Below are 25,426 nucleotides of genomic sequence, written 5' to 3'. Positions count from 1 at the left end.
GTTCAGCGCATCGCCCCTTCGGCGGGAGGCTTCTTCGACGCAACGGACGCCGGGAAATCGACCTGCAGCGTCACGCCGCCTTCCGTCTCGACGAGCTTGTAGCTCGGCGTGCTCGGCTGCTTCAGCTCGATCACGAGGTCCACGTCGCCATCGTCGAGCTCGGCGAGCAGCACACGCCCCACGGGCGTCTGGAAAAACATCGTCTCGAGCGGCAGGCGGTTCGTCCGCGTGGGCACCACGACGCCCTTCATGCGGTACGCGATCCGCCCCTCGGCCTTGTGCTCGGTGACGTCGACTTTCTGGCTGATCTCGACCCACACGCGGCTCACACCGCCCGCGAGGATCTGAAAGCTCGGCGAGCTCGCGACGGGCGCCTTCGGATCACGCTTCTTCGCCTTCTTCGTCTTCCGGATCTTCTTCGCGGGCGCGGATGCGCCTGCGGAAGGCGGCGTCTTCGAGGGCGACTCCTCGGCCGAGGCGAACGAGCCGATCAAAAGACCGGCGAGCGCAAGCGGGAGCGAGCGGCGCATCCCACGATTGGAACACGGTCCCGCCGAGGGAGCTAGTTTCCCGTCGGACCGGCGGAAGAGCGAAGCCTGCCAAGCGCACCGTCCCGTGGGTCGACGTCTCTCGCTGCACGGGCGTCATTTTCATTGGTGCACCAACGATGTCGGCTCACCCCCCGAGCATCTCGACTTTTCGCGCCGTGGCGATGCCGCCTCCGGCCTCCGCGCGGGGCGCGGGCCCGGTTCCCTCTGGCGGTGCGCGCCGCGTCCGAATCGAAACTTTACGCTTGAGGGAAAGGCCTCTTGTTTGGTCCAATGCGCGCCGGAAGCAAGGAGCCGAGGGTCGATGACGATGCGACGAGGGCGATGGTGGGTAGCCGGCCTGCTCGTGACGGGCGTTTGGACCAGCACGCCGACCGCGTGGGCGCAGGGCGCTCCGGGCAAGCCGGCGACGCCGGACAAAGGCGCCGCGGCGCCCGCGACCCCGACGCCGGCTCCGTCGCCGGCGGACGCCGACAAGGAGTCCACGCGCCTGTTCGAGGACGCGAAGAAGGCGCACAAGGCCTTCCAGTGGGACAAGGCGCGCGACGCGGCGCTCGCCGCGTTCAAGCTGAAGCCCGATCCGGCCTACGGCCTGATCCTCGGCCAGTCGGAGCTGCAGACGGGCAAGCCGCGTGACGCGGCCGAGCACCTCGAGCTCTACGTGCGCGAGGCGAAGTCGGCGACGGCGATCGAGAAGCAGGCGGCGCAGAAGCTGCTCGACGAGGCGAAGCTCAAGCTCGGGACGCTCGTCATCAACGTGAACGTCGAGGGCGCGGACGTGGTCGTCGACGGGCGCGCGGTGGGTCGCTCGCCGCTCGCGGCGCCGATCTTCGTCGATCCGGGCAGCCACGAGATCGAGGTGAAGAAGTTCGGCTTCGACCCGGGCAAGGAGCTGCTCGCGGTGGCGCCGGCGACCGAGAGCGAGATGGAGTTCGCGCTGGCGCCGCTCGCCGCGGAGCCGAAGGCGGAGCCGGAGAAGAAGCAGAAAGAGGAGCCGAAGCCGCCGCCGCTGCCCTCGCCGAAGTGGCGCACGTACGGGATGATCGGCGGCGCAGGGCTCACGGTGCTCGGGCTCGGGCTCGGCGTGGGCCTGACGGTGATGGCGAACGGCAAGAGCGACGAGGCGGATCAGCAGCTCGACGTCCTGCGTCAGACGACGCCGACGACCTCGGGGCTGTGCGGTTCGGGCGGGTTCGCGCCGAACGCGGCGGCGTGCGCGAAGCTCAAGGACACGCTGTCGTCGCAGGACGCGGCCGCGAACGGCGCGATGGCGGGGTACATCATTGGCGGCGTGGCGGCGATCGGCACGCTGGGATTGTTTTTGCTGCCGCGCACGCCGTTCGGCCGGAAGCTCATGGGCGTGAACGTCGTCCCGGTTTTCGGCGCGGGCCAGACGGGCGGCATGGTGGTCGGCTCGTTCTGAGCGACTGGAGGACCGGGACATGCGGCGAACGAATCGCGCGACGTGGATCTTGCTCTTGCCGATGGCGATGATCGGCCTTCTGCAGGGCCCTGGCTGCTCGAACGAGGCGGAGGACATCGACCGCAACGGCGAGAACACGGCGCTGAAGGGCGAATGCAAGCTCGCGGCGGACGACGGCGACCCGTGCACGGTGGAGGGCTGCGAAGGCCAGCCGAACGCGCACGTGAAGGTGGCGGGCCTGCCGTGCGGCGTGAACAACGCGCTGAAATGCAACGCGAACGGCCAATGCACGGGCTGCACGAGCCCGGAGCAATGCGGGGAACCGTCGGACTGCGCGCCGTTCGCCTGCAACAGCGGCGTCTGCACCCTGACCTTCACACCGTCCGGCACGCCGGTTCCCGCGCAGGTCCCGGGGGATTGCAAGGAGATCCAGTGCGACGGCAACGGCGAGGAGACGACGGCGAACGACGATAGCGATGTGCCGTCGACGCAATGTCAGCTCTCGTCGTGCGTGGGCGGGACGCCGATGAGCATGCCTGCGGCGCAGGGGACGCCTTGCAGCCTGGGGGGTGGGAAGAGCTGCGACGGCGAGGGGAATTGCGTCGAGTGTAATACGGATGCGGATTGTGGGCCGAGTGGGCTCTTCTGCGATCCGATCTCGAATACTTGCTTCAGTTGCACCGATGGCGTTCAGAACGGGGACGAGTCGGATCTGGATTGCGGGGGAGAACGATGCCTCCCGTGCAAGCAAGGGCAGAAGTGCAATACGCTGAAAGATTGCACTGGGGCTTTCGTTTGTGCCGATGGTGTTTGTTGTGACAATGCATGCGATTCGGCATGCGAGGCATGCAACCTTCCCAACTCTGTCGGCACCTGTAACTTCGTCGAGAAATACGGTGATGACCAGAGCTACGGCAATGGGCAAAGCTGCCTCAACGCAAACAACTTGGCGTGCACGGGCGGTGGCGGCTGCAAGGGCGCGCTAGGCACCTCTTGCACGGGGCCGACGAATTGCGCGAGCGGCCAATGCGCGGATCCTGACGGCAACGGCCAGAAGACGTGCGTAAAAGCGCTCGGCGACGCATGCAATCAGCCCGCGGAATGCGCGAGCAACAACTGCTCGAACGGGCTCTGCGCGCCGTGAAATAACGACTCCCTGAGAGGAGCATTCCATGCGCGGTATCCGACTTTCGCTGGCACTTCTCCTCGCCGGCACGATTGTCGGATGTGGTCTCGCCCTCGGACTCGACGACTACCAACCCGACTGCGAAGCCTCGAACTGCATCCAGTGCACGGATCCCACCACTTGCGGCGCCCCTGATCCTTGCGCGCCCTGGACCTGCGAAACCGGCTATTGCAAGAAGGCCCCGGTTCCAGCACGAACCCCCTGCTCCCCGGGTATATGTGATGGGGAAGGGCGATGCGTGGACTGCGTCGTCACGGAAGATTGCCCCTTCTGGGAGTTTTGCGGCACCTGGGCGTGCGAGAGCAAGACCTGCGTCCTCCATCCTGACCCCGCAGGCACCGTCCCTCCCCAGATCGAAGGCGACTGCAAGGCCACGCAGTGTGATGGGAGTGGTCAGTTCCTTACCACCATTGATGATACGGATGCTCCGCCAACGACTGATTGTCAGATCGGTACATGCCTAAACGGCAAACCGAACCTGCAGCCGGTCCCTCAAAGCACGTTATGCAACGAGGACGGCGGCAAAGTCTGCAACGGTAAGGGAGAGTGCGTCGAATGCACGATGCATAGCCAATGCGGCAAGTACCCGAACTTCTGTGATGTGCCGACTGGTAAGTGCTTCAACTGCTTTGATGGCGTCAAAAACGGCGACGAGACGGATGTCGACTGCGGCGGGAATCACTGTCAGAAATGCTTGAACGGCAAGACGTGCCTCATCCAGTGGGACTGCGCCACCTCCAATTGCGCCGATGGGTTTTGCTGCGACGAGCCTTGCGATGGTCTCTGCTGGGCATGCAACATTGCCCCTGACATTGGCAACTGTAGGCCCGTGACTAAATATGAAGAAGATGTAACTCCCGACGGCTCTCAATCCTGCCTCCACGCTGACGGCAAAACCTGCAACGCTGGTGCAGTCTGTGACGGTGCCCTCGGCTCACCTTGCACAGCGTCCGTCGAGTGTGCGAGCAACAAATGCCGCGACAACAACGGCGACGGTCAGATGGAATGCGTCAAAGACGCCGGCGACCCCTGCACCATCGCCGCCGAGTGTTACAGCTTCATCTGCTCGAATGGCCTCTGCGCCCCCTGATCACTCCGGATCACACGCCCCCTCGCAGTACGCCTTGATCACCCCTGTCCGGAAAAACTCGTTGCTCTGCGAATAAGCCGCATCGAGCGCCCTCACCTTCCCGTGCGGGTCATCCTCCCCCTTCGGCGGCGTATTCGTCTTCGGCGCCTCGGGCAAACCGAACTCGTACTCCACGATCGCCGCCCCTGACAGCGGCGCCGGCGCCTCGTCCACGCCCCAGATCGTCCGGTTCACCGGCGCCAGGTTCTTCGCGCCCACCGTACGCGCCAGAATGTGCGCTCCGAGCGGCGACACCTGGTAGTCCCCGATCGCCACGTGAATCAAAAGATCATGCGCCGGCGTCCCCGGCAGCATGTTCTCCCGGATGTACGGCGCGTAGCCGTTCGGCTCCGTTCGATCCCACAACATCTGCATCAGCCCTTCCACGAGCTGGATGTTCCGGCCCGTCCCGTACGCGCCCTTCAGGAACAGGAAAAACGGCCCGAAATCGGTGCTCCGATCCAGGAGCATCGTGTAGGGCATTCCCGGCACGCTCACGAGCCCGCGCGTCACGTCCGTCGAGAGCGCCATGTACGTCGTCCCGAAGATCCCGCCCTGGCTATCGCCCCGGTAGAATCGCTGCGTCGGGTCGATCACGCTCTCGCCGTTCACCTGCAAGAGCGGCTCCTTCACGAAGCGGCCCGACATCATGCGCATCGCCAAAAGGCTGTTCAGAATGCCCTGGTGCTGCCGGTCCACGCTCTTCCGGAACGCCCCCGCGTCCGTCACCAGCGCGTCCGTGATGCTCGGGACGTCCTCGCTCGCCATGCCCACGAGATCCACCGAGAAGGCCACGTATCCATGACGATTCGCGAGCTCCCCGAGGTACCCGTCGCCCCCCTCGAACTTCGAGCCGAGCAGCCCGTGACCATTCTGGATGAGCGCGAGTTTCTGCCCCTGCTTCGCCGCGTGCGGCACGTGCACCACGAACTCGTATTCGGCGAAGCCGTTCTGCTTCGGCAAACCATCGTCCCCGAACACGAGCGAAGACCCCGGCCCCGGCGCGTCCAGGTATAGCGGCACATTCATCTTCCCGACGAGCCGCCGCCAGATCCGCGGGTTTTCCTCCTCCGTGAACTCCTCCATGCTCAGCGTGTACTCCGGCCCCTCCGCGCCCACCTTCATGAGCGCGTCGTCCCGCATCGCCACGAGCGCCGCCGTGTTGTTTTCGCGGCTCGCCGTGGTGAAATCCCACGCAATCTGAAGATCCTTCCGCGGGATCCCCGCTTTCTCCAGCCGCGCGAAGATATCGCCGTAAAGCTCGCGCCGCCTCTCGACCGAAGCATCACACGACGCCGTCCCGTCCCGCAGCGCCAGAAACGCCGGCGACGGCGTTATGGGTTTGCCGCCCGCGTCCACCACGTTCCGGATCGCCACGATGTACCGCCGCGCGTCCGCGAGACGCACGACCGGCCGCACGAGCAGCGCTCGCTCCTCGTCCGCCTCCGTCCCGACGCTCTGATCGAGCTCCGAGAAATGCGGCACCCGCTCGCCCGTCTCCGCATCCAGAATCACGGTCGGCGACGTATCCGACAGCGAAAGCTCGATCGAATCCTGCGTCGGCAATCCCGTGATCGTCGCGCCCGGCAGGTGCGTCAGCGCCGGCTGCCCCGGGGAAAACCCGTCGCTCGGCGCCCACCACTCCGGATCCAGCGGCCCGTGGCCCGCCGCGACCGGGAGGGTCGTCGCGCCGAACGCCACGCGTTTCCCCGTCGGCTTGCTCGTGTCGTCCTCGAGCCACACGTTCGAGGGAAACGGATAGCCGCATTGCGTCGGAACCAGCGGATCACAATCGGCCCCGAGCAGCTTCGGCGCGCCTGCGGGAGGCGCGATCGTCGGACAATCGAGCGGATCCTCGGCGTTCGAGGAACATGCGGCCGAGCCGAGCCCGAGGCACGACACGATCGCGGCCCGGACGAGGAGGGAGAGCGAGCGCTTCATCGGCCCTACTCTATCAGGAAATCAGGGCGTCCTTCCATTTCCTCGCCGCCCGCCCCGCGGAGCGGCCGTGCTTTCCGTGCGCTCATCCTGTAGAATTGTCGTCGTATGAAGGAAAAGGAGCCGCCCGTACCCAAGGAGCGCGCCGAGACCACGCGGCAGGCGCTGCTCGAAGCATTGCGGTCCGGCCGATCCACGGCGCGCGCGCTCGCCATCACGCTCGGGCTCCGCGAGAAGGACGTGCTCGCCCACCTCGAACACGTGGCCCGCTCGCTCGCCGGGCAAGGCGGCGCCCTCGGCGTGAGCCCCGCGACCTGCCTCGGCTGCGGATACGTCTTCGAGGATCGCCGCGCGTTCGGCCGCCCGAGCCGCTGCCCGCGCTGCAAAGGCGAGCGGATCGAAGCGCCCAAATTCTTCGTCGAGCCCTGAATCAGACGATCACGCCGTCGAGCTTCGCGCCCGGGAAACGCGCGCCCACGAGCTTCGCGCCCGTGAAATCCGCGCCTCGCAGATCACAGCTCTCGAAATCGGCGCGCGACAGATCCGCGTCGCGGAAGCTCGCGCCCGTGAAGTCCGTGCGCGAGAAATCCGAGCCGACGAGCGTCGCGCCGTCGAAACGCGCGCCGGCCATGAACGAGTCGGTGTAATTGCCGTGCGAGAGATCCGCGCCGGAGAAATCGACCTTCTCCGCGATCATGCTGCAGCCGCTCGCCCAGGGCAGGTGCGCTTTTTTGGCGTCGAAATCGGGCGGGAGCCGATGGCGTTGCAAGCTCGCCTGGTCCTCCCGCTTCCCTCCCGACCCGCCGGAATACACGGCCATGACCAGGCCACTCGCCTCCAGCGAATGGAACACGCCGCCCGCGCCGCCGGCATCCAGGAATTTCTTGTGCTTGGCGACGATCTTCTTCCATTGTGGCGGCGTCATCGGCGAGCTCGACTCCGCGAGGCTCCGCATGAGGCCACGCTCGAGGTTTTCCGCGAGCGCGCCGGGCTGGTCGGAGAGCGCGAACAGCCGCGCAAGATCGGCCGCTTCCCTGCGCGGCGGAGCCTTCGCCGGCTTCGCTTCTTTTGCCTCGGCCTTCGCGGCCGGCGCCGCCTTCCCCTGTTTCAATGCGACGAGCGCGTCCTCCCCGAGCACCTTCACGCCGAGCTGCTCGGCCTTCGCCAGCTTGCTCCCGGCCTTGGCCCCCGCAATCAGGTAATCGGTCTTCTTCCCGACCGAATCCGAAAGCACCGCCCCGTGCGCCGCGAGCAGCTTCTCCGCCTCCGCGCGCATCATCGTCCCCAGCGTGCCCGTGAGCACGACGGTCTTGCCCTGGAAATCGACGACCTCCCCGCCCGACGCCTCGCCGCTCCCCGGCTGCAGCCGGACCGGCTCGATATGGGCGAAATGCGGTAGATCCGCATTGAGCGGCGTCGTCTGCGTCGCCGCGGCGAGGTCCTCGGCCCGCGCGATCGAGAGCCCCATCGCCGTCGCGACGAACACGTCCCCCTCGTGGGAAAGACACACGTAGGGGTGCCACATCTTCTCCTCGCGGAGCGCCTCGCAGGTATTCTCGAAAACGAAGCAACGAGGCGGCGCGCCCTCCTCGATCCGGAGGACGTGCGCCGACTTCGTGACGAGGACCGCAGCGCCGTTTTTCGTGACAATCCCCTCCCAAACCCCCTCGGGGGCCAGGTTTTGCGCGATCGGGCAAGGCGTCGCGCTCGGGGTGGTCGCGGCGACGCGGACGACGGGCCCGAGCGTGGGAATGACCCAGGCAGAGCCGTCCGGGAGCGGAATCACATGCGTGATGCTGCCAATGCCCTGCCGGCCGCCCATCTTGTCGAGGGTTCCATCCGGACGAACCCTCCACACGTATCGGATGCTCGTCGCCCATATCGTGCCATCCTCACCGGCATGCACGGTTCGGATATCCGCGTCCTCGAGGTCCGGATGGACGAGCGACCACGAACCTCCCGCCTCCGCGCGGACGAAAAGCCCGTCCTTTCCTCCGGCGAAGACCCGCCCATCCGGCCCGATCGCCACGCCCACCGCGCTCTTGATCCCGTGCTTGGCGCCGAAACGTGTCACCTCGCCCGAGCGCTCGCGCAGGAGCAATCCCTTGGCCGTGCCGATCCACACGTTTCCCGCGCCATCCAAGGCGATCGATTTCGCGACGGCGCCCCCGCTCACCGCGCCGACCTCGAACACCGGCGTGACCTCGCCGTTCCGCGAAACCGCGGCGAGGAGCAGCGGGGTCAGCACGTACACGCCTCCCTCAGCGCGGGGCACGATGCCGATCGCGGACTCCAGCGACGTTCCCAGCACGAACGAGCGGCGAACCGGGAACACCTGCGCGAGCCGCGGCCGTTTCGTCCTCGGATCGTCTTCGCATTCCCTCCAGGTCGGCCCTCCCCACGCGCGCGACGCGAAATAACCGAGCTTCGAGATGTTCGGCGCATACCGTTTCGGCAAGAACGCGACGAACTCCGCCGTATCCCCCATCGGATTGCGATTGCGCCCGGCGCCGCGCTGCTTCACCAGCACGTCCATGACGAGGACGGGGAGCTTCTTCTTCTTGTCGAACTCGAACTTCATCGTCCAGACGGTCTTGTTCTCGCGGGTGATAGGCGTGTCCTGGTAGCCGAAGCTATCGCCGGCAGGCGCATCACATTGCAGGACAGCCTCGTCGAAGAGCCGGACCACGAAGCCATGATCCCACGAGATCGGCGCATCCGGATGGATGCTCTTCACATGAAATCGCGCCTCGACGAAGGGCCCCTCCTCGTCGAAGAAGCGCGCCGCCGTCTCGATGTTCGGCCCGAGCGCGAGGGCGCGCCGCTCGGCCTCGTCGCGCGTCCACTCCCGGTACGATCGAATGCTCACATCGTAGAGATCGCTGCCCACGAAAATCCGTTCGCCCGGCGCGCGCGCGGCGTCAAGCTGTATACTCGGCCCATCGTGCGACGCTCCTTCCTCCTCGCCGCGATCACGACCGCCGCCACGGCCTGCGCCACGCCCACTCCCCCCGAGCCACGCGTGGCGGCGCCGGCGGCGGCCACGAACGCCTCCGCTGATCCCGGCCCCGAGACCACACCTGCGCCCGAAGCTGCGGACGCCGCCTGCCCGCCCGGCAAGGCCGAGGACGAGCCCGCCTGCGTGTACGCCGCGATCGTGAAGAGAATCCCCCGGCGGCTCGATATCGATCGGGCGATCGAGCCCTACGCCGGCAACATCATGGAGGTCAAGAAGGCGTACGACGACGATTACGCGGTCATCCACGCGCTCGGCGGCGAATTCGAATCCCTCGCCGCGCGCGCCGAGCCCCGCGTGGTTTCGATCCGCGCGCGCATCCAGCAAGCCGCCCTCCACGACGTCCTGCGGCAGCGCCTTGCGGGCGCCGAGCCGCCCCGCGTAAAACTCTACACCGACAAGGAGGAAGCTTTGCTCGACAAGGCCGCGGCGAGCGGAAACCCGAACCTCGTCGCCACGTCGCAGGAGCTCCGCCAAAGACGCGAGGAGATGTTCCAATCCGCGCGGGAAAACTGGCTCCAGGCGGCCGAGGGCCCCCTGGTTCGCCATTACGCCGACGCTTTGCTCCGGGCGCGGGCGTGGAACATCCAAGCACCCGAGGTCGACCGCGCCCGGTCGCGGTTCCGCCACTGGTCCGAGCTCCTCGGCGACGCCAAAGTCAAGGCGTACACCGAGGGGCTCGTCGATCCCGCGAACGGAAAACCGTTCGTGTACACGCCCGGGGCCCTCGAAAACCCCTGACGCATGTTCACATCTCGAGCGTGAAGCCCACGGTCCAGGTCGAGGTGCCGACCTTCATTTGATTCCCGCCGAGGCCGAGGTTCTGGTTCGTCCACTCGCCGAAGAGGTGCACGTGGTTGACGCCCGACTCCTGATCGAGCGCGGCCATCGATCGGCGGCCGAGCCAGTCGAGCGCGAGCATGCCGCCGAGCGCCCAGTGCACGCCGTAGCTCAATCCGCGGCCCTTGACCGCGTCGTCGCCGGTCCCGACCTCGGCCGTTTGATCCCCGACGTCGACCCACCAGAGGCCCGCGCCGAAGCCGATCTTGCCATAAGGAATGATCGGAAACCCGGTGCGGCGGAAGAGCTCGTCGAAGCGGAGCACGGCCGAGACGTGCATCGGGAGAATGGTGAGCGAAGTCTCGCCGACGCGCTGCTCGTCGTAGGGCATCCCAGCGGGCGCATCGTACGTCCCCTCGCGGAAGGCCCTGCCCGACGCCGAGGTGTATCCCAGGCCGAAGCCCGGTCCGAACGATCCGACCCAGGGAATGCGCAGCGCTTGCCAGTCGAACTCGGCGCCGAAGTGGAACCGGCCCTTGTCGCCGAAGAACTTGCTGTACGGGCCATTCCCGCCGAACTCGTCGTCGACGGCCGGATAATAAGGGCCGAAGCGGAGCTCGAGCGCGAACCGCTGGGGGCTGCCCTGCTGCACGCTCGCGCGCTCGCTTTGCCGCCAGTTCGAGTCGCGGATCCGCCTCGTCGTTTGCGCCTCCGCGCCTTCGGCGGCGAGCAGCGCGGCGATGGCGACGAGCGCCGAAGCGACGATCTTCGTCCGCATCACGACGCCCCCTCGCTGCCCGCGCCACGCCCGCCTCTTTGCGTTCTTTTGCGCCGCCGCAACCCGAACGCGACCGCGGAGAGGGCAAGCGTCCCCCCGAAGAACCCCGCGGCCGGGGAGCTGGGCAAAGCCGAGACGGAGCAGAAGCCGCCGCCCTTGCCACCGAGCTCATTGTAGATCTCGAAGAAATCGTCGACCGGGACGGGCGCGATGCATCGCGTCTCGGACAGCGGTCCCACATTGCCGCGGGTATCCGTGGCCGCCACGGCGACGGCATACGTGACGCCGTTCTCCAGACCCGAAACGGTATTCGTGATGCCGCAAGGCTCCCAGTCGACATCGGGGCGCTGACCCGCCACGAACGGGCTCACGCACGTCTCGCCGCCGCTGCCTCCGGCGCCGCCGCCTCCGCCCGCGCCTCCGCTCCCGCCCGCGCCTCCGCTCCCGCCGGTGCCGTTCACGGTCTCCCCGCCGGGAAAGAGGGTGTTTCCCTTGGCGCAATACACCGCGATGCCCGCGTAATCGGTGTCCGAGGGACGCGTGTAGCTGAGCTCGAAGCCCGCGTCCCCTTGCGTGAGCTCGAGGTCTATCGGCGCGCCGGGCCCCCAGAGGTCGATCTTCGCGCTCGACCATTGCACTTGGCTGACCACGGATCCGCTGCCGAAGAGCATGAAAAACAGGGTCAGCGTCTTCTCCGCGCCCGAGACGTTCGTCTCCGCGCAGGCCTGCATGTCGGGGTCCTTGTCGACGGCCACCATCTCCTGCGCCGTCAGCACGACCTCCCCGTATCCATTCGGGGGGTTCGCCTGCGGGAGATTCGGCGGCTTCAACTGAAAACATTGCGCCGTCGGGCCCGTTCGTTGCATCGGGTCCGTGCAATCGATCCCGGCCGTCGTCGAGCCCCAGAGCTCGAACGAATACGCGCTCGTGAACCCCGTGAACTGGAGCCGGAACGTGAACGTCTCCTCGGGGTTCAGGCACTCCTTTCGGTTGATGTCCCACTGCATCGTGGGGCGCGTCGACGCAGGGCTCCGGATGACGGGCTGCGTCGACTGGAGCGCCACCGTCTGCGCCTCCGCCGCTCCGCTCGTGAGCCACCCCGCCGCGACCAAGAGCGCCGCCCACGCCGAGCGAAACACGCGCCGCCTCCCGTCCAAAAGACCCGACGAAGCTGTATCCATCCTGCGTGTTTGAGCACAGCTCGTGCCACGGAGCAAACCCTGCCGCGCGCAGGCGATTCCATCCGGACGTAGCCCTCCGCGTGACGAGTTGGCCGGACGGATGCGCCGCGCGTGACAAGTTGACAACGCGCGCGAGCGCCTGTGGCGGATGCCGCGGGGGACGTGTAGGGTCGCGGCCGCGAGGAGGCTCGATTCCATGACCGTCTCAGCGATCTTCGATCCCGCGCGCTGGCGCGAGGTGCCGGGTTTTTCGTTCACGGACATCACCTACCACCGCGCCGTGGACCAGGGCACCGTTCGTATCGCTTTCCACCGGCCCGAGGTGCGCAACGCGTTTCGGCCGAAGACGGTGGACGAGCTCTACACGGCGCTCGAGCACGCGCGAACTACGTCGGACGTGGGCTGCGTGCTCATCACGGGCAACGGCCCCTCGCCGAAGGACGGCGGCTGGGCCTTCTGCTCGGGCGGCGATCAGCGAATTCGCGGCAAGGACGGGTACAAATACGAGGGGAGCGACGCCGGCGAGGTGGACGCGGCGCGCCTCGGGCGGCTGCACATCCTGGAGGTGCAGCGTCTCATTCGTTTCATGCCGAAGGTCGTGATCGCCGTCGTGCCGGGCTGGGCCGTGGGCGGCGGGCACAGCCTGCACGTCGTCTGCGACATGACGCTCGCGAGCCGAGAGCACGCGCGGTTCAAGCAGACGGATCCCGACGTGGCGAGCTTCGACAGCGGCTACGGATCGGCGCTGCTCGCGCGTCAGGTCGGGCAGAAGAAGGCGCGGGAGATCTTCTTCCTCGGCCTCGATTACACGGCGGAAGAGGCCGCGGCGATGGGGATGGTGAACGCCGTCGTGCCGCACGAGGATCTGGAGAAGGTGGCGCTCGAATGGGGCGCGCTCATCAACGGCAAGAGCCCGACCGCGATGCGAATGCTGAAATACGGCTTCAACCTCCCGGACGAGGGCCTCGTAGGCCAGCAACTCTTCGCCGGCGAGGCAACGCGGCTCGCCTACGGCACCGAGGAAGCCGAAGAGGGCCGCGACGCGTTCCTGGAAAAACGCAAACCCGATTACAAGAAATTCCCCTGGCATTATTGACGGCGCGCGTCACGGCGCGTTCGTCCTGAAAAACACGTCCGTGGTGGTCGAGGTCGCGCTCGCCCGGCCGCCCTGAACACGAACGGCCGGGCTCGGGCATCCCCCGACATCGGGAGCCGGGCGCCCACCATGGCCTACCAAGGCGACCGTCTCGTTACGGTATACTACCCTTTCACGCCACGTGGCCGAACCCCCCGCCCCGACCGCATCCCCGTCCTTGCCGCACGAAGGCCCGAGCCAGGGGCCGATGGCGACGAACCGGGACAAAGCGCGCCACGCCGCCGCGTCGTCGCTCCTCGGCATCGCCCTCAGCCGGGCCGAGGTCGAGCGCGTCGCGCTTCTGTCTACGCTGCTCTTCCTGTCCGCGCTCTTGCTCGTCGTCGGCCGCACCGCGCGCGACGCGCTCTTTTTGACGCGTTTTCCCGTCACGTGGATCGCGCCGATGTGGATGGCGTACGGCGTGGTCTCGGCCGTCGTGGCCTTCGGCTACGAGCGCGGCCTCCGGAAGCTGCCGCGCGCGCGCTTCGGCGCGGTGTTCGCGCTCGGCGCGGCCGCGAGTTACGTCCTGCTCCGCGTGCTCATCGGCGAGGACATCGGGCCCGCGTACCTGATCTTCGCGATCTGGGCCGATGTCATCGCGAACCTGACCGGCATGCTCGCCTGGAGCATCGCGCAGGACCTCTACGACGCGCGCAGCGCCCGGCGCATCTTCGGGCTGATCGGCGCGGGGCACATCGCAGGCACGGTGGTCTCGGGCCTCGGCGCGGGCGCGATCGCGCCCATCATCGGCGCGGAGAACCTCATCTTCGTGCTCGTCGCGGCCCTGCTCGGCGTGGCCCTCCTCTGCCGCATCGTCGCGCGCCGGCACGGCACGGCCTCGCGGAGCCGCGCCGACGATCGACCGAACGCGCAAAAGCAAGAGCAGACGCCGCTCTTCAACTCGCGGTACGTCGGCGCCCTGGCCGTGACGATCCTGGTCGTCTACACGATCCTCACGGTCGGCGATTACCAGTTCAAGGCGATCGCCCGCACGTCGTACCCGGATCGCGACTCGCTCGCGCGGTTCATGGGCACGTTTTACGGCGCGATCGGGATCGTCGGGCTCTTCGTCCAGCTCGTGGTCACGCCGCGAATGCTCGATCGCGCGGGCGTGCTCGGCGGCGCGGTCACGATGCCCATCGCGTTCCTCGCGAGCACGGCGCTGCTCCTCGCCTTCCCCTCGATGCCGATCGCGGCGGTGCTCAAGGCGAGCGACAACGCGCTGCAGTTCTCGATCTTCGACGTGACGCTGCAGATCCTGTTCTTCCCGTTCCCCGCGGCGCTCCGGGATCGGGTGCGAACGCTCGCGTCCGCGATCATGAAGCCTCTCGGCTGCGGCGTCGGCGCGGCGCTGCTGCTCGCGTTCAGCCCCTCGGCGAGCGAAGCGCAGCCGGGAGCTTCGCTCATCACGGCCGCGTCGAAGCTCGGCTACGTGACGTTGCCGCTGGGCCTCACGATCCTGCCGCTCCTGCTCGTCGTGCGGCGCGGCTACGTGGAGGCGATGCAGGGGACGCTCCTCCGCGGCAAGCTCACGCCGGAGATGCCCCAGCGCGGCGGCAGGGCCGTGGCCGCGCTCGCGGGGGCGCTGTCGAGCCTCGATGCGCCGCAGGTGCTCTTCGCCCTCGATCGGCTGCGGCAGCTCGATCCGGCGCGCGTCCGCGAGGCGCTGCCCGCACTCACGCGTCACGTCTCGTCGCGCGTGCGGGCCGCGGCGCTCCGCACATCACGCGCCGTGGGGCACCCCGACGCCGCGACGCTGGCCCGCGAGCGGCTCGAAGATACCGATCCCGAGGTCCGAGGCATCGCGGTCGAGCTCTTGGCGAACGCGCTCGGCGAGGACGCACACGAGGAGCTTTGCGCGCTCGCGGCGCGCGGGGGCGACGAGGCCGTGCGGGCCGCGTCGATCGCGGCGCTGCTCCGGCACGGCGGGCTCGGCGGGATGCTGGAAGGCGCGCCGAGGCTGCGAGATTTGCTCGACAGCGAGGACCCCGCCGAGCGCGTGACGGCCGCGCGGGTGCTTGGTTTGGTAGGACAACCGCAGCTCGAACGCGCGGTCGCGCGGCTGCTCGCCGACACGGATCCGGCCGTCCGGAAGGCTGCGCTCTCGGCCTCCGCGACGGTGGCCGCGCCGAAGCTCTTGCCGATCCTCTGCGAAGCGCTCGCCGATCACACGCTCGGAAAGGCCGCGTCGAACGCCATCGTGGCGCTCGGCGATCGCGCGATCCCGCGGCTCGTGTCGACGCTCTCGGATCCGCATGCGGACGCGACCGTGCGCCTCGCGATCCCACGGCTCCTGTCGCGGATCGGCACGAGCGCCACGCTCGCCGCGCTGCTCGATCGGGTGGACGAACCGGACGACCGGGTAAGGCAGAAGGTGCTCGCCTCTGCCTCGCGGCTGCGCCTCGCCCTCGGCGCGCCGCCTGCGCCGCTCGAGCCCATCCGCGAGCGCATCGAGCGCGAAGCACAAGCACACGAGCGCGAGCGGGACGCCTACCTCCTCGTGCGCCCTCGCCTCGCGCGCCCGCTGCTCGACGCGCACGTCGAGCGCCGCCTGCGCAAGGGCCTCATCCGCATCCTGCGCCTCTGCGAGCTCGTCTACCCGCGCGACGTCGTGGCCGGCGTGCGAACGCACGTCTTCGGCAAGGACCGCTCGCTCCGGGCGAACGCCTTCGAGGTGCTCGAATCGCTGCTCGATCGCCGGCGCGGCGCGCGGCTCGTCGCGCTGTTCGAGCGGTACCTGGAGCTCGCCGAGGGCCTGCCACGCGGCGCCGCGGCACCGAGCACGGACGACGTCGTGACCTTCGTGCGCTCCGAGCTCCAGTCGAACGACCCGTACCGCGCCGCGCTCGTGCTCGACGCGGTCGCGGCGCACCGGATCGAGGCGTGCGCGAAGGACGCGCTCGTCGCGCTCGACGCGCCCGATCCGCTCGTGCGCGAGGCCGCGGCGATCGCGGTGGTCGAGACGCGCGCCGAGGGCGCGGAGGAAAAACTCCGGGCCCTCTCGACGGATCCGGATCGCGTGGTCGCGCGGTGGGCTGCGTACTTCGCGAGGACGGGGCGGAGCGGGATCGACGCGGGAGACGGCATGTACACGACGATCGAGAAAGTTCTCTTTTTGCAGCGTGTCCCGATCCTCTCGAAGATCTCGGGCGAGGAGCTCGTGGGCCTCGCGCGGACCTCGGAGGTGCTCGGCCTGCCGCGCGGCGAGGTGATCTTCCGGCAAGGCGATTCGGGCGCCGCGCTCTACTTCATCATCTCGGGCTCGGTGAGCCTGCGCGTCGAGGGCAAGGAGGTCGTGCGGCTCGGGGCGAACGAGGTCTTCGGCGAGACATCGATCATCGATCGCGAGCCCCGCGCGGCGACGGCGGTGAGCCTCGAACCCGTGGAGCTCCTGCGCGTGTCGGGCGAGGACTTCAGCGCCGCGGTGCACGACACGGCCGAGATCGCGATGGGCGTCTTGCGCGTGGTGAGCGGCCGGCTGCGCGAGGCGGATCGCCGGCTCTCGATGGCGGAAGCCGAGCTCGCGCGGCTGCGCAGGAGCTCGAGCCCGACGGGAGAAAAAGCGCCTCCGGAAGGCGACACGGCGGCGGCGCGTCGGAGCTGGGACGACGACGAGTGAAACGTCAGGGGCGCTGCGGAGTTCGCAGATCCCCCTCGATTTGACGGAGCAGCGCGGCCTCGCGGGCGCGGTTCGGGTGGCGCTCGACGAACGGCGCGAGGCTCGCCCGTGCCTCTTCGAGCCGCCCTTGCCGGCCGAGGAAAACCGCGAGGTTGAAGACGGCCTTCGTCGAGTCCGGATCGAGCTCCACGGCCTTGCGGAAGTGCTCTTCGGCCTCGCGCACGCGCCCCGCGTCGAGCATCGCCACCCCGAGCTGCGCGTGCGGCTCGGACCACGTCGGCAGGATCTCGGAGGCGCGCTCGAACGACGCGATCGACGCGGCCGACTTGCCCTCGTTGAGCAGCGCGGAGCCGTAGTTGTGATGCGCCCGCGCCGACCTCGGCACGACCTCGATCGCCGACGCGAACAACGTGCGATCGTTCTTCCAGTCCCCGGCGCGGCTCCATGCGAGCGCCAGATTGCCGAGCATCACGGGCGCGAGCACGAGCACGAACGAGCGCACCTGCGCCGGCTCCGCCTTCGGCTGCTTCTGCGCTGCGCGCTTCTTCCCCTTCCCCGCGGATGCTGCGGGGAGAGCGAGCCCCCCCGGCGTTCGCTCCAGCATCCACTCGCCGATCCGCGCGATCACGAGCGCGAAGCCCGCGGCCGGCAGATAAAGCAGACGCTCGGCGAAGATCGTCGGGAGCACGAAGGGGAGCTGGCTCATGACGATCCACGGCACGAGTACCATCACGGCCGCGAGCGCGAGGAGCGGCTCTCGCCGGCGCAGGCGGATCGCCAGCACGACGATGCCCACGAGCGCGAGCGCCCCGACGAGGACAGGCAGCGCGAACGGGCTGTGCTCGGGCAGGATCGCTGCGTACGAGTAGTCCGCCGACAAACCGACGGGCAGGACGATCTTGCCGAGCGCCAGGGCAAACAGCCGCAGCGAGGTCCAGATCCGCGGCCCCCATCCCTCGGCGAGCAGCGGGTTTGCCTGGAGGTCGCGAGAAACCTCGGCGAGCGGCGACCCGAAGGCCACGGAGCGCAAGGCGATCACGAGGACCGCCGCAGCGACGAGGGAGCCGTAGCGCGCCGAAAGGATCCGCGGCGCGCGCCCCGGCGGTGAGAGGAGCCGATCGGCGAGAAAGAGGAACAGCGGAAAGACGATCGCGGACTCCTTGGAGGCGAGCGCTCCCGCGAACGCGAGGGCCGCCCACATCGCGCTTCGAGGCTCCTCTGCTTCGTCCGCGCGCCCCGCGACGAACCACGCGAGCCATGAAAGTCCTGCCGCCATCACGTCCGCGCGCCCCACGAGCCCCACCACGGCCTCCGTGTGGATCCCGAGCACGCCGAACACCATCGCAGCGACGACGGCGAACGTGGTCCGCCCCGTGTGCCTCGCAAGCGCGAGCGCGAGCACGACCGACGTCGCCGCGTGCAAGAGGAGGTTCGTCTCGTGAAACCAGCCCGTGATGTGCTTGTTCAGCCAGAACGAGAGCACGACGAGCGGCCGCCACGTCCCCGGCCCCTCGCCCGGCGGGCGCCCCCAGAAATCCGAGCCGAGCAGCGCCCCGAGATCGAGGTCGCCCTGCACGACCGGGTTCTCCAGGATCGCCCCGCGATCATCGAAGACGAAGCCCGCGCCGAGCGCGCGTGCATGCCCGAAGAAAGCAGCCGCCGCGACGAGCGCGAGCGCGCCGCGGGAGAGAACAGCCTTCGCTCGGGCCATGGTCCTACTTGATGATGCGCGCCTGGACCGTGCCCGCACGAAGATCGTCACGCAGGACGAGCTCGTAGCGGTTCGAGTCGAGGCTGCCCGACCGCAGCACGAAGATGATCGCCTGCGCACGCCGATCGCTCAGATCCGTGCTCACGCCCTTCGTGCCGAGCGAGACGCTGACCTGCTCGATCTTCGGGTTCGCGCGCATCGTCGCCGCGATCTCCTCGAGCGCCGCCTGCCCCTCGGGCGTGAGCTGATCGCCCGTGCTGAACTTGATCGGCGGTTTGATCTCGAACGACTCACCCTTGAGCCGCGCGTACTTGGGGCAGCCCTCGGGCGCGGGGCCCGGCTCGGTCGGGCACTTGTCCACGGGCTCCGGGAGCTGATCGTTGTCGACGTCCGGACAACCGTTCGCCTCTGCGCTCGCGTGCTTGACGCCCGGGCTCTGCGGGCAAGCGTCCTCTTCGTCGCGAACGCCGTCGCCGTCCTTGTCGGTCGACGGGCAACCACGCTCCTTCGGATCCGCGTTGTCGGGCCCGGCCTCGTCCGGGCAGGCGTCTTCGGCGTCGGTGATCTTGTCGAGGTCGCGATCCGGCGGTGGCTTGGGCGGGATCGGCGCCGGCCGGCCGCCGCCGACGTACGCGAGGCTCAAGACGCCGCGAAAGCCCGGCGCGCCCGCGGCGCCTCCGAACCCGGGCCCGCCGCTCACGCCGATCTGCATCCCGCCGAACGCCATGCGCACCGACGCGAGCGGCTCGATCTGCAGATCGATCGAGCTCGGAGGATCCTTGCCCGCGGCCACGGACGCGTGGGTCTGGTTGAACATCGCGAAGCTCGGCTCGAGCCCGACCCACAGGAACGACGCGGCGCGGAACTGCGCGGCGCACGCGAGCGCGATCCGCTCGCCGTCGGAGCCAGCCACGTCGATGAAAAACAGGGGCGACACGAACGCCGTGCAGCCCCACCGCAGCCGGTCCTTCTCGCTCGCGATACCGAGATCCACCTCTGCGCGAAGCCGCTTGTCCGAGAGGAACGACGCGGTCGATCCGACCGGCGCCCAGAACCTCCCGCCCGCGACGAACGTGAACGCCTTCTTATCGACCGGACGGAAATGGAGACCTGCGCGGAGATCCCCGACGCCGAACGTCTCGGACTGACGGATGAGGACGCCGTACTTGTCGAACGGCTCGTCGCCGTCGACGAAGAGCCCGACGGGGAGCGCGAGGTCGACCGTGAGCCAGGGCAGCGGCGTGATCGAGCCGCCGACGTGCGCGAGCAGCGCGTTTTTGACCGGCGTCGCCGCGACGGTCTCGCCGCCCTGACCGTCGACGGTGACGGCCTTGAGCACTCCCATGCCGTAGTCGAACGACAGGCCGAACGCGAACTCGATGGTGTTCGGGCCCTTCTCGTGAGGCCCGAGCGCACGAAGGAAGGGGCTCTCCGGCGAGGCCGGCTGGAGCTGGTCGATGCGGATGCCCTCGTCGAGACGAGCCTTGTTTTCCTGGGCCGATGAGGAGCCCGCGAGGGAAAAGCCCATCGCGAACGCGAAGAGCCCTGCCCATCCTTGCCGTGCACGCACGGGGCCACCTTACATGCACTGCAGGGCCCGTTGGAACTGGGACCTGCATCGGAACGAAGATCCTGCGCAAGCACGTTCGCGCCCCGACTTCCGAGCGCCCTGCATGCCGGGATCACGAGGCGCAGAAACGATCCCGCCCCTCGCCCGTCCAAGGGATCACGAGACGGAACGACGTTTGCAAGACCGTAGCGACGAGCGCTTCCGCTCTGGCAACTGCTTCGACGAGGTCCCATCATCATGAACGCCATGCGCTTTGCCGAGACGTCGCCCCGCAACGATCGCCCCGCGCCCCGGCCCGCCTTGCCAGGGCGTCGCTTCACTTCCATCGCACTGTCGCTCCTCGCGGCAGCACTTTCGTTCACACCTCTGGCAGTCCACGCGGATACACCCGCGGGCCTGCCCCAGGGCTGGACGAGCGACGCGCCCGAGGAGACCGCCGCCGCCCCGAACGCCGCTGGCTTCCAGCCCACGCAAGCCGTGGACGCGCAGGTCAGCGTGACGGTGTCGGCCGACGAATACGTCGACACGGATCCGGCCGCGCTGAGCGATTTCCGCGAGCCGCTCGCGGGCTACGGCACGTGGGTCGACGATTCGACGTACGGCACGGTCTGGGTGCCGAGCGCGAGCGTCGTCGGCGCGGACTTCGCGCCGTATCAGACGGCGGGCCACTGGGAGCTCGACGCCGACAGCAACTGGATGTGGGTCAGCGATTACGACTGGGGCTACATCCCGTTCCATTACGGTCGCTGGACCTGGATCGGCGGCCGCGGCTGGGGCTGGATCCCGGGCCGCGTGTATGCGCCCGCGTGGGTCACGTGGCGCATGACGGATTATGGCTACGTCGGCTGGGCTCCCATGGCGCCGACCTGGTACTGGTTCGGCGGCTCCGCGGTGAACGTGTGGGTGACGCCGTCGTCGGCGTTCGTGTTCTGCCCGTCGAGCTACGTCTTCCACCGCCACGTGCACACGTACGTCGTGCGGGATCGCGACGTCGTTCGCCGCATCGGCGCGCATTCGCGCCCGTATCGCCCGGCCCAACCCTCGGCGGGCGGCGGCGGCGGCGCGAACGCGCGTTCGTCGTATCGACCGGCCTCGCCCTCGCTCGCCGAGGCGAAGATCCCCTCCGGGGCTGCCCCGGAAAAACGCTCGGCCCCCGACGCGCGCGCGGTCGCTTATTCGCGCCGCAGCACGACGGCGCAGGCGAAGACGATGCCGGCGCCGTCGCGCGGGCTCGTCGCTGCGCCGTCCGTTTCCAGGGCTCACGGCGCGCATGCCGAGGGTCGCGGCGTGCAGGTCGATCGCAGCCCGCGCGGCGAGGTCAGCCCGCGTGAGGTGCGCGGCGGCCGCGCCGAGGTGTCCACGCCGAGCGCCTCGCCCTCGCGCCCCGCGGTCTCGCCGTCGCGGCCGTCCGTCTCCTCGCCGAAGCCCTCGCGACCCGCGACCGAGTCGCGCCCGTCGACCGAGTCGCGTCCCTCGGCCTCGCCCTCGCGGCCTTCGGTCTCGCCGTCGCGTCCCTCGGTCTCGCCGTCGCGGCCTTCGGCCTCGCCGTCGCGGCCCTCGATCTCGCCGTCGCGTTCGTCGTCGCCGTCGCGCTCGTCGTCGCCGTCGCGTTCGGTCTCGCCGTCGCCGCGACGCGGGCGCTAACCCCGCGGATTTTGGCCCGTCTCTTGCGAAACCGCCGAACAGGAGCAAGCCCGATGCCTTCTTTTCTACGTAACGTGAAGCTTGGTTCACTGACGGTGTGGCCGGCCGTTCTCGGCCTCGCCGCCTGCGTCGGCCTGGGAAGCACCACGACGGGATGCATCATCGTCGACGACGACGACGACGATACGGTGATCGTCGACAACGGCCCGCGACCTTCGGAGGTGCCGATGGAGATGAGCATCGAGACCGATGTCCAGCTCGACGCGATCCCGGGCGACGGCGTGGGGGTGTTCGTCGAGTACTACTCGAGCGGCGTGTACCGGGTCTGGACGACCTGCGACACGAGCTTCTCCGGCGCGGTTTGCCCGATCGACATCTTCATGTCGGTCGACACGAGCTCGACGATCGACGCCATCACGACGGACGATCTCGAAGGCGCCGATCACGTGAACATCAATGAAGCCGCGGGGACGGTCGACATGCACGTCGATACGGGCGTGGACTACGACGCGATCGAGATCAGCACGACGCCCGGCGCGATCCTCCGCCTCGAGGTCCTCATCGACGGCGTGCCGCAGCCGCGCTTCGTGTACTGGTTCGGCAACGGCGTCCTGCACGACGGCGCCCCGACGAGCCCGGTCGACTTCGTCCCGACCGTGCCGTGAACGAAAAAGGCCCGGCCGACACCACGTCGACCGGGCCTCTCCTTTCCCCGCCCCGCGCCTTCTACTTGCCCTTCTTCGGCGCCGGCTTGTCCGTAGCCTTCGCGGCCGGTTGGTCCGCGGGCTTCGCCGCCGCGTTCGCCGGCTTGCCCTCCGGATCCCAGAGCTCGGGCTCGCCGAGGCCGAGCGTCGCGAGCTGCGGGCCGACCGCCTCGCGCGGGCCCACCACGATCACCGTCGCTGCCCCCGGATCCACGTGCGTCTTCGCGAGCGCCGTGACGTCCGTGAGCGTCGCGCTCTGCCGCGCGCGGGTCGCCTCGCTGTCGTGCGCCGGCGAGAGCCCGAGCCGCGCCAACGTCGCGAGCCTGCGCGCCGTGCCGCTCACAGTCTCGTAGGTCTGCATGAGGTCGGCGCGATCCTGCGCCTTCGCCTTCTCCAGCTCCTCCGCCGTCGGCCCAGAAGCCGCCATCTTCGACAGCTCGCTCAGCATCTCCTTCAGCGCGACGCCCGTCGCGGGCGTCTCGACCGAGGCGATGGCCCAGAACCCGCCCTTGTTGCGGCTCTCCTGGAACGTCGAGCCCGCGCCGTATGCCCAGTGATGCTCCTCGCGCAGGTTCATGTTGAGCCGCGACGTGAACGAGCCGCCGAGCGCCGTGTTGATGAGCTCGAGCCGCGGGAGCGCGGGATCGTTCGCGGCCACGCCGTCGCGCACGACCGCGATGACGGACTGCGGCGCGCCGGGCCGATCGACGAGCACGAGCTTCGGGCGCGCCGAGGCCGGGCGCGGGCCCGGCAAGTCCGCCTGCTTCGGTGCGGCCTTCGCAGGCGGCGCTTTCCACGCGCCAAGCTGCGCGTCGACGATGTCCGTGACCTCCTTGCGGGAGATGTCGCCTGCCACGACGAGCACCGCGCGATCCGGGCGGAAGCTCTCCGTGTAGAAGCGCTTCACGGTGGGCAGATCGAGCTTCGTCGCCGCTTCGAGCGAGCCGTCTGCGGGGTGCCCATAGGGCGTGTCCGGGCCGAAGAGCACCGCGGCGTTGAGCACGCGCGAGACGCTCATCGGCTCGTCGGACCGCTTCTTCAGGTTGTTCTGCCAGAGCTCCGAGACGCGCTTCCACTCCTTCGCGTCGAAGTGCGGACGCGCGACGACATCGGAGAAGATGCCGAACGCCGCGTTGAAGTTGTTCTTCAGCACGGTGAGGGAGAGGATGCTCGCGTCGGCGCTCGTACCGAGCGCGAGCGTCGCGCCGAGGTCGTTGATGCCGCTCGACACCTCGACGGCGCTGCGCTTGCCGGCGCCCTCGTCGAGCATGTCGGTCGTGATGTGCATCAGGCCGGGCAGCTTCGCCGGATCGGCCGAGGACCCGCCGCGCACGACGAGCACCGCCGACACGAGCGGCAAGCCGTGCTTCTCCACGAGCCAGACGGAGAGGCCGTTCTTGGTCGTGAACGTCTCGACGGTGGGAGGTGTGAACGGACGGCTTGGCGGGAGCTCCGGCTTCGGGCCGAGCAGGTCCACCGCGGGCGCCGCGGGCTTCGTCTCGGCGACGGGCGGGGTCGTTTCCTTCGTCGTCGGATCGGCCGGCTGGACCTGCGGCTCGGCGCCGCACGCGGCGAGCGCCGCCACCGCGGCGAGCGAAAGGAAGGCCGACTTCTTGGCAAACCTCACGGGGCACCTCCGGCGCCATTCGTCTTCTTTTCGGGCTCCACGTGGATGATCACGCGGCCGTTCGGGTCGAGGTGGCCCTTCACGATCCGCTGGAGCGACTCCGGCGTGACGCCGCGGTAGCGGGCGAGATCCTTCTCGGCGAAGCCCGGATCCCCGACGTACGTCTCGTACTGGTTCAGCATGGAAGCGCGCGCGGTGACCGACTGCAGCCGCGAGACGAAGCCCGTCTCGAACTGGTTTTTTGCGCGCGCGATCTCCGCCGCGCTCACGGCCTCGTTCGCGATCTTCTTCATCTCCTCGTCGATCGCGGCTTCGAGCTGGGCGAGGGTCACGCCGGGGCGCGCGATGGCCTCGACGAGGAAGTACGAGCCGAGATCTCCGGACGCCTGGTAGGCAGAGACCTCCTGCGCGATCGCCTTGTCGTAGACGAGCGCCTTGTAGAGCCGGCTCGCCTTGCCGTCGGTGAGGATCACGCTGAGCAGGTCGAGCTCCGCGTCGCCGGGCGCGTAACGCGCGGGGCTGTGCCACGCCATCACGACCTTACCGAGCTCCACCTTGTCCGTGAGCGTGTCGCGCACGACCTTGTCGAGCTTCACGGGCTTCGCCGGCGGCGCCGCGGGCAAGGGCGAGGACGGGATCGAGCCGAACCACTTCTCGATGAGCGGCTTGATCTCGGCCGGCGAGAAGTCCCCCGCGACCACGAGCGAGGCGTTGTTCGGGACGTACCAGCGCTTGAAGAAGCCCTTCACGTCGTTCACGGTCGCGGCCTGCAGGTCCTCGTGCGAGCCGATCACCGGGTGGTGGTAGGGATGATCCGCGGGGAAGAGCAGCTCGGGGAGCCGCAGATCGACCTTGCCGTACGGCTCGTTCTCCGTGCGCTGGCGTCGCTCGTTGCGCACGACCTCGCGCTGGACGTCGAGTTTTTCCTTCGTCATCTCGTCGGCGAGCGAGGAGAAGCGATCGGCCTCGAGCCAGAGCAAGAGCTTCAGCGTGTGCGCGGGGCCGACGTCGAAGTAGTCCGTGCGGTCCTCGCTGGTCCACGCGTTGTTCCAGCCGCCCTCGGACTCCATCCACGTGTCGAACATCTTGGGCGGCGCGCGGCGCGTGCCCATGAACATGAGGTGCTCGAAGAGGTGCGCGAAGCCCGTGCGCTTCGGCTCCTCGAAGCGCGAGCCCACCTTCACCATCGTGTTCACCACGACGAGCGGCAGCGCGTGATCCTCGTGCAGGATCACCGTGAGGCCGTTCGGCAGCGTGTACTTCTCGAACGGGACATTGATCTCGGCCTTCTGCTCGGCGCGAGCGGTCGCGACGAACGAGGGCGCGGCGAGCGGCGCGGCGAACGCGAGCGCAGAGGCGAGGAGCACCGCGGCTCGCGCGCGGCGCCTTCGAAGGGGAGGACGGATCGATCGCATGGCCGCAGAGCGTGCCCCGTCG

18 protein-coding genes and 1 pseudogene are annotated in these 25,426 nt (G+C 68.7%); 9 read left to right on the top strand and 10 right to left on the bottom strand.

Annotation, left to right across the window (positions count from 1 at the left end; all coding sequences use genetic code 11):
- Positions 1-2: 2 nt before the first annotated feature.
- Positions 3-530 carry a hypothetical protein gene (locus QHF83_RS30610; protein ID WP_282421522.1) on the bottom strand — a complete coding sequence of 176 codons (528 nt, stop codon included), beginning with the start codon at positions 528-530 and terminating at the stop codon, positions 3-5.
- 322 nt (positions 531-852) lie between these two features.
- On the opposite strand from QHF83_RS30610, the gene QHF83_RS30605 reads away from it, so the two are divergent.
- The 3 genes from QHF83_RS30605 (at position 853) to QHF83_RS30595 (ending at position 4,247) form a co-directional block, all read left to right on the top strand.
- A complete protein-coding gene (locus QHF83_RS30605) occupies positions 853-1,971 on the top strand; it encodes a PEGA domain-containing protein (RefSeq protein ID WP_282421521.1) in 1,119 nt (372 codons plus the stop codon).
- 19 nt (positions 1,972-1,990) lie between these two features.
- Positions 1,991-3,115, top strand: a complete 1,125-nt coding sequence (locus QHF83_RS30600; protein ID WP_282421520.1) for a hypothetical protein — start codon at positions 1,991-1,993, stop codon at positions 3,113-3,115.
- A gap of 280 nt (positions 3,116-3,395) precedes the next feature.
- Positions 3,396-4,247 carry a hypothetical protein gene (locus QHF83_RS30595; protein WP_282421519.1) on the top strand — a complete coding sequence of 284 codons (852 nt, stop codon included), beginning with the start codon at positions 3,396-3,398 and terminating at the stop codon, positions 4,245-4,247.
- Here QHF83_RS30595 and QHF83_RS30590 read toward each other — a convergent pair whose 3' ends face one another.
- The gene (locus QHF83_RS30590) at positions 4,248-6,227 is read right to left on the bottom strand and encodes a hypothetical protein (RefSeq protein WP_282421518.1); all 1,980 of its coding nucleotides are present in this window, start codon (positions 6,225-6,227) and stop codon (positions 4,248-4,250) included.
- Between the two features lie 105 nt (positions 6,228-6,332).
- Here QHF83_RS30590 and QHF83_RS30585 point away from each other — a divergent pair, with 105 nt between their 5' ends.
- Positions 6,333-6,653, top strand: a complete 321-nt coding sequence (locus tag QHF83_RS30585; RefSeq protein ID WP_282421517.1) for a transcriptional regulator — start codon at positions 6,333-6,335, stop codon at positions 6,651-6,653.
- Between the two features lies 1 nt (position 6,654).
- Here QHF83_RS30585 and QHF83_RS53530 read toward each other — a convergent pair whose 3' ends face one another.
- A complete protein-coding gene (locus QHF83_RS53530) occupies positions 6,655-6,921 on the bottom strand; it encodes a pentapeptide repeat-containing protein (protein ID WP_348980481.1) in 267 nt (88 codons plus the stop codon).
- 381 nt (positions 6,922-7,302) lie between these two features.
- Positions 7,303-7,539 (bottom strand): annotated as a pseudogene (locus QHF83_RS53525) (BRCT domain-containing protein); the annotation flags it as partial.
- Between the two features lie 1,629 nt (positions 7,540-9,168).
- Here QHF83_RS53525 and QHF83_RS30575 point away from each other — a divergent pair.
- Positions 9,169-9,981, top strand: a complete 813-nt coding sequence (locus tag QHF83_RS30575; protein WP_282421515.1) for a hypothetical protein — start codon at positions 9,169-9,171, stop codon at positions 9,979-9,981.
- Between the two features lie 7 nt (positions 9,982-9,988).
- Here QHF83_RS30575 and QHF83_RS30570 read toward each other — a convergent pair whose 3' ends face one another.
- A complete protein-coding gene (locus QHF83_RS30570; RefSeq protein WP_282421514.1) occupies positions 9,989-10,798 on the bottom strand; it encodes an MXAN_2562 family outer membrane beta-barrel protein in 810 nt (269 codons plus the stop codon).
- A complete protein-coding gene (locus QHF83_RS30565; RefSeq protein WP_282421513.1) occupies positions 10,798-11,937 on the bottom strand; it encodes a hypothetical protein in 1,140 nt (379 codons plus the stop codon). Before QHF83_RS30565 ends, QHF83_RS30570 begins: the two co-directional genes overlap by 1 nt.
- Positions 11,938-12,175: 238 nt before the next feature.
- Here QHF83_RS30565 and QHF83_RS30560 point away from each other — a divergent pair, with 238 nt between their 5' ends.
- Together QHF83_RS30560 and QHF83_RS30555 are read left to right on the top strand one after the other, a co-directional pair.
- A complete protein-coding gene (locus QHF83_RS30560; protein ID WP_282421512.1) occupies positions 12,176-13,075 on the top strand; it encodes a 1,4-dihydroxy-2-naphthoyl-CoA synthase in 900 nt (299 codons plus the stop codon).
- A gap of 247 nt (positions 13,076-13,322) precedes the next feature.
- Positions 13,323-16,733 carry an Npt1/Npt2 family nucleotide transporter gene (locus tag QHF83_RS30555; protein WP_282421511.1) on the top strand — a complete coding sequence of 1,137 codons (3,411 nt, stop codon included), beginning with the start codon at positions 13,323-13,325 and terminating at the stop codon, positions 16,731-16,733.
- Positions 16,734-16,737: 4 nt separating this feature from the next.
- Here QHF83_RS30555 and QHF83_RS30550 read toward each other — a convergent pair whose 3' ends face one another.
- Complete coding sequence (locus tag QHF83_RS30550; RefSeq protein ID WP_282421510.1) at positions 16,738-18,444, bottom strand: tetratricopeptide repeat protein; 1,707 nt, start codon at positions 18,442-18,444, stop codon at positions 16,738-16,740.
- A 4-nt stretch (positions 18,445-18,448) separates the two neighbouring features.
- Entirely contained in the window at positions 18,449-20,014 is a 1,566-nt protein-coding gene (locus QHF83_RS30545; protein WP_282421509.1) for a hypothetical protein, read from the bottom strand.
- A 237-nt stretch (positions 20,015-20,251) separates the two neighbouring features.
- Between QHF83_RS30545 and QHF83_RS30540 the strand changes: the two genes are divergently transcribed.
- Together QHF83_RS30540 and QHF83_RS30535 are read left to right on the top strand one after the other, a co-directional pair.
- Entirely contained in the window at positions 20,252-21,658 is a 1,407-nt protein-coding gene (locus tag QHF83_RS30540) for a DUF6600 domain-containing protein (protein ID WP_282421508.1), read from the top strand.
- Between the two features lie 74 nt (positions 21,659-21,732).
- The gene (locus tag QHF83_RS30535) at positions 21,733-22,323 is read left to right on the top strand and encodes a hypothetical protein (RefSeq protein ID WP_282421507.1); all 591 of its coding nucleotides are present in this window, start codon (positions 21,733-21,735) and stop codon (positions 22,321-22,323) included.
- 61 nt (positions 22,324-22,384) lie between these two features.
- Here QHF83_RS30535 and QHF83_RS30530 read toward each other — a convergent pair whose 3' ends face one another.
- Entirely contained in the window at positions 22,385-23,989 is a 1,605-nt protein-coding gene (locus QHF83_RS30530) for a pitrilysin family protein (RefSeq protein WP_282421506.1), read from the bottom strand.
- Positions 23,986-25,404: a pitrilysin family protein gene (locus QHF83_RS30525; RefSeq protein ID WP_282421505.1), complete on the bottom strand. Its 1,419-nt coding sequence runs from the start codon at positions 25,402-25,404 to the stop codon at positions 23,986-23,988. The genes QHF83_RS30530 and QHF83_RS30525 overlap by 4 nt, the downstream gene beginning before the upstream one ends.
- Positions 25,405-25,426: the final 22 nt, after the last annotated feature.

The organism is Polyangium sp. 15x6 (assembly GCF_029960785.1).
Taxonomy (GTDB): domain Bacteria; phylum Myxococcota_A; class Polyangia; order Polyangiales; family Polyangiaceae; genus Polyangium.
The sequence above is the reverse complement of the archived record's forward strand: the minus strand, read 5'-3'. Positions and strand labels throughout refer to the sequence as shown.